Genomic DNA, 16,480 nt, shown 5'->3' with positions numbered 1-16,480 from the left:
TCAGGAGGAATGCTTGTTCATGGAGTTCACGATGAAGAAAACGGTACTGCTTCTTGCGGCTTCGCTTCTCAGCACGGCCGCCTTCGCCCAGGACACCACCACGACCATCAAGAAGGAAGAGGGAATCCTGGGCAGCCAGACGACCATCGAGCGCAAGACCGAGCCGAGCACGACGTCTTCGACCTCGGTCACGACGAGCACGGGAACGGTGGGCTGCACGACCGAGACCAAGCAGAAGACGGACGAGTTCGGCGATACGACCACTCAGAAGAAGACCGAGTGCTGATCAAGCTTGCACGATCATCGAGCAGGGCCCGGCATCACGCCGGGCCTTTCCGCTGCGCATTCAGCGGCGTCGGCCGCCTTGCCCGCCGCGAAAGAACGGAACGGTCAGGAGCCGCCGACCGGTCTCGTCGGTGATTTCCAGCTCGATATTGCCCGCGTCCGCCAGTTCGTCCCGAAGCTCCTCGACCGTGGCCAAGGCCTCGGCCCGGGCCGCTTCCAGGTCGGGAAGCTCGATTCCCTCCTCGTCTTCATCGACGTCGTAGCCGTCACGGATGTTGAAGAAATAACGCGGCATGGAGATTCAGCTTCGATAGATGTTTGGCGGAAAAAACGCCCGTGCAGGCGACAGGTTCAATCCGGCGCCTGCCCTTCTCCTATACACGCATTTTCCTGAAAGCAGGAACACCGGCAAATCCAGGGGCGGCCGTTTCCGGCGATGGAGCTTTTTCCAGGCAGTGTGCGTTGATTGGCACGCCAAGGGCAATCGCGGGTCAACCGTTAGGGATATGTCATGATCCGTAACCCTGCCGTTCCCTTCGCCGTCCTCGGCGCGACAGTCGCGCTCGGACTCGCGCCGGCCAGCGCTCAGACCTCCTGCGGCCCGCGCGAACAGCTCGTGAAGCTGCTGGCCGATCAGTACAAGGAAGATCCGGTCGGCATGGGTCTCGCCCAGCCTGGACAGGTGCTCGAAGTCTTTGCCTCCTCGAACGGATCCTGGACCATGGTGATGACCATGCCGGACGGCAAGGCGTGCATGATCGCGGCCGGCGACAATTGGGAAATGGTGACCAAGATCAAAGGCAACCCGATCTAGTCGCAGCCGGCGCGGAACTCCGAACAGAGCGAGGATCCCTCGAACCTCCGAGTGCATCGACGCGGTATTTGCCACGTCAAAGAAAGCCAGATTTTTCGGGATGCAGGAGTGGCGCGCCCTAGGGGAGTCGAACCCCTCTTTCCTGCGTGAAAGGCAGATGTCCTAACCGATAGACGAAGGGCGCGCAGTCCTTCAGGGGCGGTGCCCGCCGAAGTGGGCGAACCTATAGATGGGTTCGTGACGCATCGCAAGCGCCAGATTTGAATTATTCCGGCCGCGCCGCATCCATGATGCGGACCTCGACCTTCTCGTTGCCGCCCCAGCGATCGATGGAGAGCGTTCCCGCCACATGGAGCATGTTTCCGGTGGCTTGAGACAGGACGTTACCGAGCGGCTGACCGGCGGCCCGAAAGGCGATTCCGCCGATGACGCTGCCGTCGCCGCCGCGAAGCTTCACGCGCATGTGCCCGCCGCTGCCAACCTCGCGCGCCTCGACGAGCCGGTGCTGCGGGAAGACGAAGACCGGCTCCGGTTGGCCCTGGCCGAACGGTCCGGCCCGCTCCAGGGCCGTCACGACGGCGGGCTGCGCGCCGGCAGCCGTGAGCGTCGCGTCGATAGCGAAATTGTCGCGAAGTCGCATGGTGCTCACCGGCTCGGTGAGCTTCTCGGTGACGAAGCCGAGGAAGCGTTCGAGATCGACGGCTTGGATCGTCACGCCGGCCGCCATGGTGTGGCCGCCACCTTTGATGGCGATCCCCACGTCCACGGCCGCCCGTACCGCATGCCCGAGATCGACTCCGGGCACGGAACGGCCCGAGCCGGTCGCGGTTCCGTCCGGATTGAGCGTGAAGGCGAAGGCCGGGCGACGGAACCGCTCCTTGGTGCGGGCGGAGATCAGGCCGACCACGCCCGGGTGCCACTCTGGCGAAGCGGTCACGAGAACCGGCAGGTCCGGCATGCGCTCCAGCGCCATCATCGCCTGCGCCTCGGCTTCCGCGACCGCCACGACCTCGATGGCCTGGCGCTCGCGGTTGAGCCGGTCGAGCTCGGCGGCGAGCTGCCCCGCCTGTACCGGGTCCTCGGTCAGCAGGAGGCGCGACCCCAGGGCCGCATCGCCGATGCGGCCGCCCGCATTGATGCGCGGGCCCACGAGATAGCCGAGATGCCAGCTTTCCGGCACGCCGGCGAGCCCGGCCGTGTCGAGGAGCGCCGCCAGACCCGCCCGGCGGCGGCTCTTCATGATGGCGAGGCCCTGGCGTACGAACGCCCGGTTGAGGCCGACGAGCGGCACCACGTCGGCGACGGTCGCCAGCGCCACGAGGTCGAGGCTGCCCATCAGGTCCGGCTCCGGGCGCCCCTGGAAGAAGCCGCGGGTCCGCAGGGTCCGGTTGAGGGCGACGAGGAACAGGAACACCACCCCGGCGGCACAGAGATGGCCGAGGCCCGAGAGATCGTCCTGCCGGTTCGGGTTCACGATGGCGAGCGCCTCCGGCAACTGCTCCGGCGCCTGGTGGTGGTCGAGAACGATGGGATCGAGCCCGAGGCGTCTGGCCTCGGCCAGGGGTTCGATGCTCGCGGTGCCGCAATCGACCGTGACCAGGACGTCGGCGCCCTGCTCCTTCAGCGCCCGGATGGCATCGACGTTCGGGCCGTACCCTTCGGTGATCCGGTCGGGGATATGGATGGCGTAATCCAGGCCGCAGGCGCGCAGATACTCGGCGAGAAGCGCCGCGCTGCAGGCTCCGTCCACGTCGTAATCCCCGAAGATCGCCACCTTCTCGTTGCGCTGCACCGCATCGGCCAGCCGGGAGGCCGCCGGCTCCATGTCGGTGAGTTTATGCGGATCCGGCATGAGGTCGCGCAGGCGCGGGTTCAGGAAACCCTCGGTCTCGTGAAGCCCGACTCCACGCCCGGCCAGGACGCGGGACAGCACGTCCGGAAGGCCGTGCGTCTGGGCGATGGCGAGCGCGACCGTTCCCTGGGCGGCGTCGCAGCGCTCGACCCAGGTGCGCCCGAGGGCGGAGTTGGTGACGCCGAGAAAGGGCTTCGGCAGGTGGAGAGGAGATGATTCGGTCACAGCGGGAGTCTTATCCGCGAATTGTGGTCAAAGCATCCTGCGTCAATGATCGCACCTTCCCGTCCCTGCGGTCAGCCCAGCAGGTGACGATACTGAATGAACCCGCTGCGGGCGGCCACCCTGTCGTAGAGGGCCTGCGCCGTCGTGTTGGTTTCGTGGGTCAGCCAGTAGACCCGACTCGCGCCGTCGGCCCTCGCCGTCTCGTACACCGCCTCGATCAGGGCGCGCGCCACGCCCCGGCCCCTCGCCTCCTCGGCCGTGAACAGGTCCTGCAGATAGCAGTAATCGCCGATGGTCCAGGTGGAACGGTGATAGAGGTAATGGACGATGCCGACGATCCGGCCGTCGAGAACGGCCGCCAGGCCATGCACGGGCTCCGCCGGATCGAGGAACCGACGCCATGTGGTGTCCGTCACCTCAGGCAGCAGGGACGACTTGTAGAACGTCAGGTAACCCTGCCAGAGAGGTTCCCAGGCGGTTCGGTCGCCGGCGCTGAAGGGGCGGATCTCGATCATCGCATTTTCCTTGCACATTCTACCGTCATGCCCGGCCTTGGGCCGGGTATCCACGTCTTCTTCGCCCACCTGGAACGTGGATGGCCGGGACGAGCCCGGCCATGACGCATGATACATGAGGCCCTTGCTCGGAACGACCTAGTCCAGGTGGAACTTCGACAGCTCGCGGTGCTCGCCGTAAATGCGGCGCACGGTGCCCGTTGCGGAGCGGTAGACCACCGTCTCGGTGGTGATCACGTCCTTGCCGAAATGGACGCCCTTCAGCAGACCTCCATCGGTGACGCCGGTCGCCGCCACGATCACGTCGCCGCGGGCGAGATCCGTCACGTCGTACTTCCTGTTGGGGTCGGTCACGCCCATCTGCAGGGCGCGCGAGCGCTTCTCCTCGGTATCGAGGATCAGGCGACCCTGCATCTGGCCGCCGATGCAGCGCAACGCACCGGCCGCCAGAACGCCCTCGGGCGCGGCGCCAATGCCGAGATAGATGTCGATGCCGGTTTCCGCAGGCTTCGTCGTGAAGATCACGCCCGCCACGTCGCCGTCCGAGATCAGGCGGATGCCCGCGCCGGTCTTGCGGATCGCCGCGATGAGATCCGCATGGCGTGGGCGGTCGAGGACGAGGGCGGTGAGCTCGTTCACCTTCACGCCCTTCGCCTTGGCGAGGCTGTGCAGGTTCTCTTCGGGCGAAGCATCGAGATCGACGACGCCGGCCGGATAGCCGGGACCGACTGCGATCTTGTGCATATAGACGTCGGGAGCCGCCAGCAGGGTTCCGGCCTCGGCCATGGCCATGACGGCGATGGAGCCCGGCATGTCCTTGGCGCAGAGCGTGGTGCCCTCCAGGGGATCGACCGCGATGTCGACCTTCGGGCCCTGCTTGTTGCCGACCTTCTCGCCGATGAAGAGCATGGGCGCCTCGTCGCGCTCGCCCTCGCCGATCACGACCGTGCCGTCGATGGGAAGCTTGTTCAGCTCACGACGCATGGCGTCCACGGCGGCCTGGTCGGCGGCCTTTTCATTGCCGCGGCCGCGCAGCCTGGCGGAGGCCACCGCCGCGCGCTCGGTGACGCGGACGAGCTCCAGGGTCAGGATGCGCTCGATGATTTGGCCCGGTTGGACGGTAATGCCTTGCGACATGGACGTGTCGTCTCCCTCTTGTGGTCGTCTGGAGCCTCAAAGAGGCTTGGTCGTGGGTTACTCGCGTTCGATGCGGATGACTTGGGGCGGCTCGGCGATAAGACCATCCCCCGAGATCTTTTCCAGGGCCGAGCGGATGGAGGCCTCGGTGGCCGCATAGGTAATGAGCACCAGCGAGACCGGCGCTCCCGAGCGCCCGTGCGGGTCCTTGGTCGCGGCAATCTCGGAGCGCTTCTGCAGGATGCTCTCCAGCGAGATGTCGGCCTCGGCCATGCGGGTCGCCACGCCGGCGGCAACGCCCGGTCGGTCATGGACCGTGAGGCGAACGTAATAGCCGCCCTCGTGCCGCTGCATGGGGGCTCGCGGCGCCTTCTCCAGCCGGCCTACAGGGGAACCGAAGAGCGGCTGCACGGTGCCGGTGGCCACATCGGCAATGTCGGCCACGACGGCCGACGCCGTGGCATCGCCTCCGGCTCCGGGTCCGATCAGCGTCAGCTCCCTGACGGCATCCGCGTCGATGGTGACCGCATTCGTCACGCCCATCACCTGGGCGATGGAGGAGGTCCGGGGCACCATGGTGGGGTGCACGCGCTGCTCGATCCCGGTCTTGGTGCGCTCGGCGACGCCCAGGAGCTTGATGCGGAAGCCCAGCTCCCTGGCCATGGCGAGGTCGAGGGGCGTGATCGAGGAGATGCCTTCCACGTAGATCGCATCGGCGTCGATCTCGGTTCCGAAGGCAAGGCTGGTCAGGATGGCGAGCTTGTGGGCCGTGTCGAACCCCTCGACATCGAAGGTCGGATCGGATTCCGCATAGCCGAGGCGCTGGGCGTCCTTCAGGCATTCCGCGAAGGTCAGGCCCTCCAGCTCCATGCGCGAGAGGATGTAGTTGCAGGTGCCGTTGAGGATGCCGTAGAGGCGCGAGACCCGGTTGGCCGGCAGCGCCTCGCGCAGGGTCTTGATGATCGGAATGCCGCCCGCGACGGAAGCCTCGAAGGCCAGGGAGACGCCCTTCTCCTCCGCGAGCTTCGCAAGCTCGAGCCCGTGCTTGGCGAGCAGCGCCTTGTTGGCCGTGACCACGTGCTTGCCGAGCCCAAGGGCCGTGCGCACCGTGTCGAGAGCTGCTCCGTCCGCACCGCCGACCAACTCGACCACGCAGTCCACATCGGCGGAGCGGGCGAGGTCCGTCGGGCTGTCGAACCAGGTGAAGCGGGAGAGATCGAATCCCCGGTCCTTCGCCTTGTCGCGGGCCGAAATGGCCACGATCTCAACCGGCCGCCCACCCCGCTGGGCGACAGCCTCGTTCTGGCGGTCGAGAATGCGAATGACCGATGCGCCGACGGTGCCGAGGCCGGCGATGCCGACCCGAAAAGGACGTGTCACGAACAACAGCTCCTTGAAAATCTCGGGCTGCTTTTACGACCGCCAAGGTGTCCTGTCCATGCGGACGCGAAATTCCGCCGGGGCTGCTGCTTCTCGCCTGAGGTCAGCCCCGGCGGACCATGGGCACCACATTGTGGAGGGTCTGGTCGGCATTGTCGAAGAACCTGCGGATGTTGCGGGCAGCTTGGCGGATGCGCTGCTCGTTCTCCACAAGGGCGATTCGGACATAGTCGTCGCCGTGCTCGCCGAAGCCGATGCCGGGAGCCACCGCCACGTCGGCCTTCTCCACCAGGAGCTTCGAGAACTCGAGGCTGCCCATGGCCCGGAACTTCTCCGGAATCTGAACCCAGGCGAACATGGAGGCGGTGGGCACCGGAACGTTCCAGCCCGCCTTGGCGAAGGAATCCACCATCACGTCGCGGCGGCGCTTGTAGGTGGCGCGCATCTCGCGGATGCAATCGTCCGGTCCGTTAAGGGCCGCGGTGGCGGCCACCTGAACCGGCGTGAAGGCCCCGTAATCGAGATAGGACTTCACCCGGGCGAGAGCGGCCAGCAGACGCTCGTTGCCGACCGCGAAACCAATGCGCCAGCCGGCCATGGAGAAGGTCTTGGACATGGAGGTGAATTCCACCGCCACGTCGATGGCGCCCGGTACCTGCAGGATCGAGGGCGGCGGATTCGATTCGTCGAAATAGACCTCCGAGTAAGCCAGGTCCGACAGCAGGATCAGCTCGTGCTTCTTCGCGAAGGCCACGAGATCCCGGTAGAAGTCGAGGGACGCCACATAGGCGGTCGGATTCGACGGATAGCAGACGACGAGCGCCACGGGCTTCGGAATCGAGTGGGCGACGGCGCGCTCGGCCGCCACGAAGAAATCAGGGGTCGGCTCGGCCGGCACCGAGCGGATGACCCCGCCCGCCATCAGGAAGCCGAAGGCGTGGATCGGGTAGCTCGGATTCGGCACCAGGATCACGTCGCCCGGCTCGGTGATGGCCTGGGCCATGTTGGCGAAGCCTTCCTTGGAGCCCAAGGTCGCCACCACCTGCGTGTCGGGATTGAGCTTCACGCCGAAGCGGCGCTCGTAATAGCCGGCCTGGGCGCGGCGCAGGCCGCCGATGCCCTTGGAGGCCGAATAGCGGTCGGTGCGCGGCTTGCCGACGGTCTCGACGAGCTTGTCGATGACGTGCTGGGGGGCCTGAAGGTCCGGATTGCCCATCCCGAGGTCGATGATGTCCGCTCCGTTGGCCCGGGCCGCGGCCTTGATGCGGTTGACCTGCTCGAAGACGTAAGGCGGGAGGCGCTTAATCCGGTAAAAATCAGGCATAGGTCTCGTCCTCGGGCGGAATCACGGGATTCCGGTATAGGTTCTAAGGCGTCCGCTTGGAATTCGTCTTCTGACGCGTCTGCTGCGACGTGTTGGCCGGAATCTTGATCGGCTCAGGGGGCGGCGTCTTGCCGAGTTCGGCTGCCGCGGCGCCGGCAGCCTCGTTCCGGGACCGCAGGGCCTCGAGCTCCGCCTCGGCTGCCTTGATCTCCTCGGCCGTGCGCGCAGGCGTCGGGCGTTCCGGAGCAGGCGTTGCGATCGGCATGTAGTCGAGGTTGGTCGGCCGCGAACGGGCCACGAAATCGGGCGTCGCGGCTGTTTGCGGACCGGCTCCGACGGCGGTCGCCACATCCCGTACCGGATTGAAGCTGCCGTTGCAGCCGGCAAGGCCGACGGCCACCATCGCCAGAGAAACAGCCGAGACGCGGCGGATCGAATGATGCTTCGTACGCATTGTGATACCTAAGACCTGCAACATGGCTCTGGCATATCCGACAGCTCGAACGTTAAGATGTCGGAAATGCGGCTTGCGAGCAATGCTGCTGCGATAGAGGGAGATCGCCTTATGGACAAGCCATACGGTGAGGAGAACACCCAAGCCCGTGTTCCGGACTTCGAGGAACTCTCCCACAACATGGCCCGCCTCATCGAGGGAGCCGGCAAGGCCGCTGCCACATACCTCAAACCCATCCAGGAGGGCCAGCCTCCGGTTTCAAGCGACGCGCAGGAGGCAGTCAAGTCCCTCGGCCGGGTTGCCGAGGCCTGGATGAGCGATCCGCAAAAGAGCTTCGAGGCTCAGTCCCGCCTCGGCACGCAGTTCCTGTCGCTCTGGGCTTCGACCCTGAAACGTGCGCAAGGCGAACCTGTCGAGCCGGTGGCGGAGCCGGAGCCCAAGGACAATCGCTTCAAGGACCCGGAATGGTCCGAGAACCCGATTTTCGACTTCCTGAAGCAGGCCTATCTCATCTCCTCCCGCTGGGCCGAGGATCTCGTGGAGAATGCGGAAGGCCTCGACGAGCGCACCCGCCACAAGGCTCATTTCTACCTCAAGCAGATCTCCAGCGCGCTCTCGCCGTCGAACTTCCTCCTGACCAACCCGGAGCTCATCCGCGAGACCCTGCGCGAGAACGGCGCCAATCTCGTGCGCGGCATGGCCATGCTGGCGGAGGATATCGAGGCGGGCGGCGGCGAGCTGAAGATCCGGCAGTCGGACACGAGCCGGTTCAAGGTCGGCGAGAACATCGCCACCACGCCGGGCAAGGTGATCTTCCGCAACGATCTCATCGAGTTGATCCAGTACGCTCCGACCACCGAGAAAGTTCTCAAGCGGCCTCTGCTGATCGTGCCGCCCTGGATCAACAAGTTCTACATCCTCGATCTCAACCCGGAGAAGAGCTTCATCCGGTGGGCCGTATCGCAGGGCCTGACGGTCTTCTGCATCTCCTGGGTCAATCCGGCGGAGCAGCATGCCGAGAAGGGCTTCGAGCACTACATGAAGGACGGCATCTTCGCCGCGCTGGATGCCATCGAGCAGGCGACTGGCGAGAAGAAGGTGACGGCGATCGGCTATTGCGTCGGCGGGACGCTGCTCGCCACCACCCTCGCCTATATGGCGGCCAAGCGGGACAAGCGGATCGACAGCGCCACCTTCTTCACCGCGCAGGTGGACTTCACCCATGCGGGCGACCTGAAGGTCTTCGCCGGCGAGGAGGAGGTGCGCAGCCTTGAGGCGGCTATGAAGAAGCGCGGCTATCTCGAAGGCTCGCGCATGGCCAATGCGTTCAACATGCTGCGGCCCAACGATCTGATCTGGCCCTACGTGGTCAACGTCTACATGAAGGGCCAGTCTCCCTTCCCGTTCGACCTGCTCTACTGGAATGCCGATTCGACCCGCATGCCGGCCGCCAACCACGCGTTCTACCTGCGCAACTGCTATCTCGAGAACAAGCTCGCCAAGGGCGAGATGGAGCTTGCCGGCGTGAAGCTGGACCTGAAGAAGGTGAAGGTGCCGATCTTCAATCTGGCCACGAAGGAGGACCACATCGCCCCTGCCCGCTCCGTATTCGTCGGCTCGAAGGCCTTCGGCGGCCCGGTCGATTACGTGCTGGCCGGCTCCGGCCATATCGCCGGCGTCGTCAATTCGCCCAGCAAGGCGAAATACCAATTCTGGACCGGTGGTCCCGTCGAGGGGGAACTGGAAGACTGGATGAAGCAGGCGACCGAGACGGCGGGCTCCTGGTGGCCCTACTGGTTCGAATGGATCAAGGCCCAGGCGCCCCGGATGGTGCCGGCCCGGGAGCCCGGAGGCGGAAAGCTGGAGCCGCTCTGCGATGCGCCGGGCACCTACGTTCTGGCGAAATCCTGAACTTCGTGGATAATGCACTCCTTCGTCATCACCGGCCTTGTGCCCGTGATCCCGATTGCCTGAGGCGCCGCGCTTTTCCGCCTCGGGATGGCCGGTACGGAGCCGGCCACGATGTTCGAGGAATGAGCTCGCTCAAAAAGAAAGGCCGGCGGAACAGCCGGCCTTCTTGTCATCGGTGCAGGAAAGCTCAGTACTTGCGGACGAGCGGAACGGCCGGGATCGCAACCTTCGGGTCGTCCCAACGGTAGCGAACCGCTGCGGAGATGATGTCCACGTCCGAGTCCACGTCGGCCACGAAAGGCAAACCAGCGCTGGGGAAGTCCTGCTGCCCCGGGACGATGCGGATCTCCGTCTCCTTGGTGAAGATGTGGGTATAGGCCACGTCGAAGGACAGCTTGTCGTTCCACTGGTAGCTGGCACCAATCGAAGCCCAGATGCGGTCGTTGTCGGGCAGACGGGTGGAGCGGATCTCTGTGTCGATCGGCGATTCCTCGTAGGCCACACCGGCGCGCAGGATCCACTGATTGTTCAGCCTGTAGTCCACGCCGAGGGAGTAGAAGAATCCGTCGTCGTAGTTGAGCGGAATGTCCGTGACGGCAGTGCCGCCAGGGCCGATCACGAGAGGCGTCTTGAGAACGCTCCAGTTCGTCCACTCGAAGCCGGCATGAACCGTGATCGCCGGGGTGATCACCTGCGAGAGGCCGACCGTGAGCTGATCGGGGGTCTTCAGCTTCGCGGTGATCGGGATCCGGGCGAAGGGGCCGATGGAGCCGAAGGGGGCCGACAGGTTACCTTCGAGCTCGTGCTCGACCTGCGAGCGATAACCGACACCGATGGTCGTGCCGGCGAACGGCGTGATCGTCACACCGGCCGTGAAGCCGAAGCCGATGTCGTCGCCGTCGAGGATCGCGCTCGGCGCGCCAGGCAGCGTCGCCGATGCTCGCGGAGCGCCGGGGAACGGCACCGCCCGCTTCAGGGTGATGTCGAAGTACTGCAGGGACGGGCCGACGGCGAAGGAGAACCAGTCGTTCACCTTCACGCCGATGACCGGATTGACGTTGAGCGAGAAGATCTTGGACGAGCGCGAATAGACCTGGCCGGACCAGTTCTGGCGCGGGTCCGTGACGAGTCCGTAGGGCGAGCTGGTCGAGAGACCGACCCAGAACATGTCGTTGATCTGATAGGAGCTGTAGCTCGCCGGAACGATGGCGTCCTGGCCGATGTCGCCCGAGCCGCCGAAAGCGAAGGTGGGAACGGACGGGAGCGGGTTGATGTCGACCCGCGGAATGATCAGCGAGGCATGCCACTCGCTCTGCCAGCCGGGCATCATCGTGATGACGGCCGGGTTCCAGAACATGGAGGACAGGTAGCCCGAGCCCGATGCAGCGCCGGCGAAGGAGTAGCCCTGGGCCGTGGCGCTCTGCTCACGGAGAGCGAAGGCTCCGGCCTGGGCGCCGCCCTGGGCGGCGATGAGAGCCGCGAGGGACACCGCAGCCAGCGACAAAGAACGAGAGAGACGACCCATGGAGTTTTCCTGCCCTTGGTATTTCTTGTACGGGAGAATCCCGTCGTGAGGGCAATGTGCCAATGCTTAAATTTGGCCGCAATCCTTTCCTGAGCTTCAGGCCGTGTCTTAAATTTTTATAAAATCGGCCCGGCCTTACTTATCTGTACTTCCGCTTACTTTGGCTAATTTGAATAAAGTGAAAGTAGGTTCGAATGGTTTATATGTAAACGGATGTATAGTCGGCTTTCATCTTGAAATCGGCTACCTCGGACGGATGAGTGGAAATTCCATACTTTGTCCGCGCTCGTGGCAAAACAGCAACATATTTGCGGTGAGAACGTGCATTGTAGCGCGGCGCATTCGCGCCGATTATGCCGATGCCTTAACGAGAGGAGCGCTTGATGAAGCTGGTACGATTTGGGGACGCGGGACGGGAGAAGCCGGGGCTGATCGATTCGAGCGGGCAGATTCGTGACCTCTCGGGGCTCGTGCCCGACATCGCCGGGGCGGCCCTGTCGTCGGAGACCCTGGACCGCATCCGCAAGACGGATCCCGGCACCCTGCCCGTCGCCCCGTCGGGCCAGCGCCTGGGCGCCTGCGTCGGTCAGGTGCGCAACTTCATCGCCATCGGGCTGAACTACGCCGATCATGCCGCCGAGACGGGAGCTGCCATTCCGGCGGAACCGATCGTCTTCAACAAGGCCCCGTCCTGCATCGTCGGCCCCAACGACGACGTGATCATCCCGCGCGGATCCCAGAAGACCGACTGGGAGGTGGAGCTCGCCATCGTGATCGGCGAGCGGGCCTCCTATATCGGGGCGAACGAGGCCTATGATTTCGTGGCCGGCTACTGCGTCTGCAACGACGTGTCCGAGCGCGAGTACCAGCTGGAGCGCGGCGGCACCTGGACCAAGGGCAAGGGCTGCCCGACCTTCGGCCCCCTCGGCCCCTGGCTCGTCACCAAGGACGAGATCGCCGACGTGCAGAACCTCTCCATGTGGCTCGACGTGAACGGCGAGCGCGTGCAGAACGGCTCGACCAAGACCATGATCTTCAACGTGGCGCAGATCGTCTCCTACCTGTCGCATTTCATGATCTTGGAGCCCGGCGACGTGATCACCACCGGCACCCCGCCGGGCGTGGGCATGGGCATGAAGCCGCAGCGCTTCCTGAAAGCCGGCGACGTGGTGACCCTCGGCATCGAAGGCCTCGGCGAGCAGCGCCAGCGCTTCGTCGCCTTCGAGGAGAACGGGGTCGACACCAGCAAGAGCTGGAAGGGGCATTAGTCCCGTGGTCGGTAAGTGCTCGCTCGAGCACTTACCGTTCTTCGGAATTGGCACAAAGCGCCATCAGCCACGGATTGTTCTCGCCGTATGCGGTCAGGATGGCGGTTCGCAGCCACTCCCTCTGCCGATCATTCAGGTGTGGAAGCGCAGCGGCAAAGTCGGCTTCATCTTTCAAGCGGGGCGCTTTGGCCTTGTAGAAGAGCTGAACCTCGGCCGCCAAATACCAGACCCCCGCCCCGTCGAACACACCGAGCTCAGAGAGGGGCCTCGTTACCGATCGATGGCGCCTCGAATGCCATAGCCCGTCCGAGCTCTCGTCCAGCATGATCTGCAACCGCCAGGCGCCGGTCGGCTCACAGCGGCACCAAACGTCCGTAACGTCTGCGGGCAAGACTTCGCCATCATGCCACGGGCGAAGAGCCCCTGGTGGATCGGCCGCCCAACAATCCCATCCTGCGAGAATATTCTGAACCTGCAGCTGATCTCGCCGCAGGACGAGAACGTCAATATCGGCATGCGGCCTGATCGTATGCCCCACCGCATGCTCGATGGCATACCCTCCTGCGATCCACCAAGGGATCGTCGCGTCGGCAAATAGAGCAGCCACCTCACTAGGAGACAATGGCTGCCACAGATGCTGGCCCGACGCCTCGGTCATCGAATGCCGGCTGAATCGAGTTCAAATCAGCCCCAGCATGAGCTGGATGTTCTGCACCGCCGCGCCGGACGCGCCCTTGCCGAGATTGTCCAGGCGCGCCACCAGGACCGCGTGATTGTAGCTGTCGTGCTTGAAGACGAAGAGCTCGAGCCGGTCCGTGTCGTTGAGGGCTTCCGGCTCGATCCGCTCGATCTTCTTGCCGTCCCGGATCGTCGGCACGACGCTGACGAGACCGCTGCCCGGATAGTGCTCCAGCAGCGCCGCCTCGAGGTCCGCCGCTTTCGGCCTGCCGGGCAGCAGGTCGAGGTGCAGCGGCACGCTCACCAGCATGCCCTGCCGGAAATTGCCCACCGACGGAATGAAGATCGGCCGCCGGGTCAGACCGGTATATTTCTGCAGCTCGGGCACGTGCTTGTGCTCGAAGCCGAGGCCGTAGAGCTCGAAGGCCGGGGCCGTGCCGGCCTCGTAGGCCTCGATCATCGAGCGCCCACCACCGCTGTAACCGCTCACCGCGTTCACGCTGATCGGGTAATCGGCCGGGATCAGGCCCGCATCGACCAGGGGCCGGATGACCGCGATGGCGCCGGTCGGATAGCAGCCGGGATTGGCCACCCGGTCGGCCCGGGCAACCGCTGCCCGCTGCGCGGGGTCGAGTTCGGCAAAGCCATAGGCCCAGCCCGGGGCGACCCGGTGCGCCGTGCTCGCATCGAGAATGCGCGGCTTGCGACCGCTCAAGCCGTCCACGAGACCCACCGTCTCCCGCGCAGCATCGTCGTGCAGGCAGAGCACCACGAGATCGACCTCGGCCAGGATCTCGCGCTTCGCCGCCGGATCCTTGCGCCGCTCCGGGTCGATGCTCCGGATCGCAACGCCGGGAACGTCCTTCAGCCGCTCGCGGATGCCGAGCCCGGTCGTGCCGGCCTCGCCGTCGATGAAGACGGTCTTGGTGCCCTGCGAGAGATCCACCGAATTCTGGGTCATGGTTGTCATGGTCGATGCACCTGTGGCCGCCGATGAGGCTAAAAGCCGATAAGGCCGATTGGGTTCAGGAGAAACAAAAAAGCCGCGCATCGGCGCGGCTTGCGGTCGGGCTCAGGCAGCCGTCATCGCACGCGCGCCGGGGCGGCGGTCATTCGGCGTCGGATGCTGCAGAAGCTTGGGTTCATGGGGGCTTTTATGGGGTCGACGGCTTGGCGTGTCAACAATCCTGGCCGTCAAGACATACAAAAAGGGCGACCCGAGGGCCGCCCTTTCCAAAAACTTGCCTGAAGAGGCCTTAGCGCTTCGAGAACTGGAAGCTGCGGCGGGCCTTCTTCTTGCCGTACTTCTTACGCTCGACGACGCGCGGATCACGGGTCAGGAAGCCTTCCTTCTTGAGCGGACCGCGAAGCTCCGGCTCGTAGTAGGTCAGCGCCTTGGCGAGGCCGTGACGGACCGCGCCGGCCTGGCCGGAGAGACCGCCGCCGTCAACGTTGACGGTGATGTCGTACTGGCCTTCGCGCTGGGCGATCTGGAGCGGCTGAGCGAGGATCATGCGCAGCACGGGACGGGCGAAGTAGACCTCGGCCGTGCGGCCGTTGATCACGATCTTGCCGGAACCGGGCTTGATCCACACGCGAGCGACCGCGTCCTTGCGCTTGCCGGTGGCATATGCGCGGCCGAGCGAGTCGAGCTTCTGGACGTGCTTCGGAGCTTCCGGAGCGGCGGCCTGGGCATTGGTGCCGAGATCGGCGAGAGACTGGAGGGTCGCCATGATTATGCTCTCACGTTCTTGCTGTTGAGGGCGCCAACATCCAGCGTTTCCGGCTGCTGAGCGGTATGCGGATGCTCAGTGCCCTTGTAGACGCGCAGGTTGCCCATGATCTGACGGAAGAGCGGGCCGCGGGGGAGCATGCGCTCCACAGCCTTCTCGACCACGCGCTCAGGGAAGCGGCCGTCGAGAATGAACTTTGCGGTGCGCTCCTTGATGCCGCCCGGATAACCGGTGTGATGGTAATACACCTTCTGCTCGCGCTTGCGGCCGGTGAACACCACCTTGTCGGCGTTGATGACGATGACGTTGTCGCCGCAGTCGACGTGGGGCGTGTAGTTCGCCTTGTGCTTGCCACGCAAACGCATGGCAACGACCGAAGCGAGACGGCCCACAACGAGGCCCTTCGCGTCGATCACAACCCACTTCTTCTCGACCTCGGCGGGCTTCAGCGAAGTTGTAGTCTTCATTGCGCTGTATCCCGTTGGAGCTGTTTGGCTCCGGTTCTGAAAAACGACAAACCGCCGCGAGATGCGGCGGCGAGTGAGGGCTGTTTAGTGATATTGCGCGCACAAGTCAACAGCATTTGCGGCTGAATGGGCCTAATAAAACCCTTATAAAACAAAAGGTAGAAGCCACAAGGTACACTAATACCACATGAGAGGTATTTAATTACCACACGGCGTTTGAGGTCCCAATCAACAACCGTTATGCTTGCGCAATGGCATCCTTTTTGCCGTCCGAGAGGGGCCCTATGACCGACGAACTGATCTTCTTCACCAATCCCATGTCCCGCGGCCGCATCGCTCGCTGGATGCTGGAGGAAACGGGCTGTGCCTATCGCACCGAAATTCTCGCCTTCGGCCCGGACATGAAGTCGCCCGGCTATCTGGCCGTCAATCCCATGGGGAAGGTGCCGGCCATCCTTCACAAGGGGAAGATCGTCACCGAGGCGGCCGCGGTCTGCGCCTATCTGGCCGATGTCTTTCCGGAAGCCGGCCTCGCCCCGCCGCCGCAGGATCGGGCCGCCTACTACCGCTGGATGTTCTTCGCCGCGGGCCCGGTGGAGGCGGCCCTGAGCAACAAGGCCTTCGGCTTCGAGGTTCCGGAAGAGCGCCAGCGGACCATCGGCTACGGCAGCATCGAGACCGTCGTCGACGCCCTGGACTATGCGGTCAGCCAATTCGAGTACATCGCAGGCGACCGCTTCACGGCGGCGGATGTCTATGTCGGGTCCCAGATCGGCTGGGGCATGATGTTCGGCACCCTGGAGAAACGCCCGGCCTTCGAGGCCTATTGGCAGCGCATCAGCTCACGCCCCGCGGCCGTTCGCGCGCGGGAGATCGACGACGCGCTCGTGCCTCCGAAGGCTTGAACGAGAC

Annotated in this window: 17 protein-coding genes and 1 tRNA gene; 5 read left to right on the top strand and 13 right to left on the bottom strand. The window is 64.7% G+C overall.

Going from position 1 to position 16,480, the window contains the following annotated elements; translation table 11 throughout:
* The first annotated feature begins 31 nt into the window (after window positions 1–31).
* Window positions 32–286 carry a hypothetical protein gene (locus tag VB672_RS12300; protein ID WP_329784476.1) on the top strand — a complete coding sequence of 85 codons (255 nt, stop codon included), beginning with the start codon at window positions 32–34 and terminating at the stop codon, window positions 284–286.
* Window positions 287–346: 60 nt separating this feature from the next.
* Here VB672_RS12300 and VB672_RS12295 read toward each other — a convergent pair whose 3' ends face one another.
* Window positions 347–580: a DUF6894 family protein gene (locus tag VB672_RS12295; protein WP_099508000.1), complete on the bottom strand. Its 234-nt coding sequence runs from the start codon at window positions 578–580 to the stop codon at window positions 347–349.
* A 216-nt stretch (window positions 581–796) separates the two neighbouring features.
* Here VB672_RS12295 and VB672_RS12290 point away from each other — a divergent pair, with 216 nt between their 5' ends.
* Window positions 797–1,099 (top strand): hypothetical protein, encoded by a 303-nt coding sequence (locus VB672_RS12290; protein WP_329784475.1) that lies wholly within the window; start codon window positions 797–799, stop codon window positions 1,097–1,099.
* A gap of 109 nt (window positions 1,100–1,208) precedes the next feature.
* Here VB672_RS12290 and VB672_RS12285 read toward each other — a convergent pair.
* The 7 genes from VB672_RS12285 to VB672_RS12255 form a co-directional block, all read right to left on the bottom strand.
* Window positions 1,209–1,283 (bottom strand) — tRNA-Glu (locus tag VB672_RS12285).
* An 81-nt stretch (window positions 1,284–1,364) separates the two neighbouring features.
* Window positions 1,365–3,176, bottom strand: a complete 1,812-nt coding sequence (gene recJ / locus VB672_RS12280; RefSeq protein ID WP_329784474.1) for a single-stranded-DNA-specific exonuclease RecJ — start codon at window positions 3,174–3,176, stop codon at window positions 1,365–1,367.
* A 71-nt stretch (window positions 3,177–3,247) separates the two neighbouring features.
* Entirely contained in the window at window positions 3,248–3,691 is a 444-nt protein-coding gene (locus tag VB672_RS12275; RefSeq protein ID WP_329784473.1) for a GNAT family N-acetyltransferase, read from the bottom strand.
* Between the two features lie 138 nt (window positions 3,692–3,829).
* On the bottom strand, window positions 3,830–4,828 hold the full coding sequence (gene glpX / locus VB672_RS12270; RefSeq protein ID WP_329784472.1) for a class II fructose-bisphosphatase: 999 nt from the start codon (window positions 4,826–4,828) through the stop codon (window positions 3,830–3,832).
* A gap of 57 nt (window positions 4,829–4,885) precedes the next feature.
* Entirely contained in the window at window positions 4,886–6,208 is a 1,323-nt protein-coding gene (locus VB672_RS12265) for a homoserine dehydrogenase (RefSeq protein WP_329784471.1), read from the bottom strand.
* Window positions 6,209–6,311: 103 nt separating this feature from the next.
* On the bottom strand, window positions 6,312–7,532 hold the full coding sequence (locus VB672_RS12260; protein WP_329784470.1) for an LL-diaminopimelate aminotransferase: 1,221 nt from the start codon (window positions 7,530–7,532) through the stop codon (window positions 6,312–6,314).
* Between the two features lie 43 nt (window positions 7,533–7,575).
* Complete coding sequence (locus tag VB672_RS12255; protein WP_329784469.1) at window positions 7,576–7,986, bottom strand: hypothetical protein; 411 nt, start codon at window positions 7,984–7,986, stop codon at window positions 7,576–7,578.
* A gap of 111 nt (window positions 7,987–8,097) precedes the next feature.
* On the opposite strand from VB672_RS12255, the gene phaC reads away from it, so the two are divergent.
* On the top strand, window positions 8,098–9,897 hold the full coding sequence (phaC, locus tag VB672_RS12250; RefSeq protein WP_329784468.1) for a class I poly(R)-hydroxyalkanoic acid synthase: 1,800 nt from the start codon (window positions 8,098–8,100) through the stop codon (window positions 9,895–9,897).
* Between the two features lie 187 nt (window positions 9,898–10,084).
* On the opposite strand, the gene VB672_RS12245 is transcribed toward phaC, so the two are convergent.
* Window positions 10,085–11,422, bottom strand: coding sequence for an OmpP1/FadL family transporter (locus VB672_RS12245; protein ID WP_329784467.1), 1,338 nt, complete (start codon window positions 11,420–11,422; stop codon window positions 10,085–10,087).
* Between the two features lie 383 nt (window positions 11,423–11,805).
* Between VB672_RS12245 and VB672_RS12240 the strand changes: the two genes are divergently transcribed.
* Window positions 11,806–12,690 carry a fumarylacetoacetate hydrolase family protein gene (locus tag VB672_RS12240; RefSeq protein ID WP_329784466.1) on the top strand — a complete coding sequence of 295 codons (885 nt, stop codon included), beginning with the start codon at window positions 11,806–11,808 and terminating at the stop codon, window positions 12,688–12,690.
* Between the two features lie 31 nt (window positions 12,691–12,721).
* Here VB672_RS12240 and VB672_RS12235 read toward each other — a convergent pair whose 3' ends face one another.
* From VB672_RS12235 to rplM, 4 genes are all read right to left on the bottom strand, one after another.
* The gene (locus VB672_RS12235; RefSeq protein WP_329784465.1) at window positions 12,722–13,348 is read right to left on the bottom strand and encodes a nucleotidyltransferase domain-containing protein; all 627 of its coding nucleotides are present in this window, start codon (window positions 13,346–13,348) and stop codon (window positions 12,722–12,724) included.
* 21 nt (window positions 13,349–13,369) lie between these two features.
* Window positions 13,370–14,338 carry an N-acetyl-gamma-glutamyl-phosphate reductase gene (gene argC, locus VB672_RS12230; RefSeq protein ID WP_329784464.1) on the bottom strand — a complete coding sequence of 323 codons (969 nt, stop codon included), beginning with the start codon at window positions 14,336–14,338 and terminating at the stop codon, window positions 13,370–13,372.
* A gap of 286 nt (window positions 14,339–14,624) precedes the next feature.
* Entirely contained in the window at window positions 14,625–15,101 is a 477-nt protein-coding gene (gene rpsI, locus VB672_RS12225) for a 30S ribosomal protein S9 (RefSeq protein WP_173947246.1), read from the bottom strand.
* 2 nt (window positions 15,102–15,103) lie between these two features.
* Entirely contained in the window at window positions 15,104–15,568 is a 465-nt protein-coding gene (gene rplM / locus VB672_RS12220) for a 50S ribosomal protein L13 (protein WP_329784463.1), read from the bottom strand.
* Window positions 15,569–15,852: 284 nt separating this feature from the next.
* On the opposite strand from rplM, the gene VB672_RS12215 reads away from it, so the two are divergent.
* Window positions 15,853–16,473, top strand: a complete 621-nt coding sequence (locus tag VB672_RS12215) for a glutathione S-transferase family protein (protein ID WP_329784462.1) — start codon at window positions 15,853–15,855, stop codon at window positions 16,471–16,473.
* Window positions 16,474–16,480 lie beyond the last annotated feature (7 nt).

Source organism: Microvirga sp. CF3016, assembly GCF_036314085.1.
Taxonomy (GTDB): domain Bacteria; phylum Pseudomonadota; class Alphaproteobacteria; order Rhizobiales; family Beijerinckiaceae; genus Microvirga.
This window is presented reverse-complemented; position numbering and strand designations above follow the sequence as displayed.

Bases quoted from the DNA above. Each gene is read 5' to 3' on its own strand.
- rplM (WP_329784463.1), bottom strand. From the start codon at position 15,568: ATGAAGACTACAACTTCGCTGAAGCCCGCCGAGGTCGAGAAGAAGTGG.
- VB672_RS12290 (WP_329784475.1), top strand. From the start codon at position 797: ATGATCCGTAACCCTGCCGTTCCCTTCGCCGTCCTCGGCGCGACAGTC.
- VB672_RS12275 (WP_329784473.1), bottom strand. From the start codon at position 3,691: ATGATCGAGATCCGCCCCTTCAGCGCCGGCGACCGAACCGCCTGGGAA.
- VB672_RS12295 (WP_099508000.1), bottom strand. From the start codon at position 580: ATGCCGCGTTATTTCTTCAACATCCGTGACGGCTACGACGTCGATGAA.
- VB672_RS12260 (WP_329784470.1), bottom strand. From the start codon at position 7,532: ATGCCTGATTTTTACCGGATTAAGCGCCTCCCGCCTTACGTCTTCGAG.
- VB672_RS12240 (WP_329784466.1), top strand. From the start codon at position 11,806: ATGAAGCTGGTACGATTTGGGGACGCGGGACGGGAGAAGCCGGGGCTG.
- VB672_RS12255 (WP_329784469.1), bottom strand. From the start codon at position 7,986: ATGCGTACGAAGCATCATTCGATCCGCCGCGTCTCGGCTGTTTCTCTG.
- phaC (WP_329784468.1), top strand. From the start codon at position 8,098: ATGGACAAGCCATACGGTGAGGAGAACACCCAAGCCCGTGTTCCGGAC.
- VB672_RS12300 (WP_329784476.1), top strand. From the start codon at position 32: ATGAAGAAAACGGTACTGCTTCTTGCGGCTTCGCTTCTCAGCACGGCC.
- rpsI (WP_173947246.1), bottom strand. From the start codon at position 15,101: ATGGCGACCCTCCAGTCTCTCGCCGATCTCGGCACCAATGCCCAGGCC.
- VB672_RS12245 (WP_329784467.1), bottom strand. From the start codon at position 11,422: ATGGGTCGTCTCTCTCGTTCTTTGTCGCTGGCTGCGGTGTCCCTCGCG.
- glpX (WP_329784472.1), bottom strand. From the start codon at position 4,828: ATGTCGCAAGGCATTACCGTCCAACCGGGCCAAATCATCGAGCGCATC.
- VB672_RS12235 (WP_329784465.1), bottom strand. From the start codon at position 13,348: ATGACCGAGGCGTCGGGCCAGCATCTGTGGCAGCCATTGTCTCCTAGT.
- VB672_RS12215 (WP_329784462.1), top strand. From the start codon at position 15,853: ATGACCGACGAACTGATCTTCTTCACCAATCCCATGTCCCGCGGCCGC.
- argC (WP_329784464.1), bottom strand. From the start codon at position 14,338: ATGACAACCATGACCCAGAATTCGGTGGATCTCTCGCAGGGCACCAAG.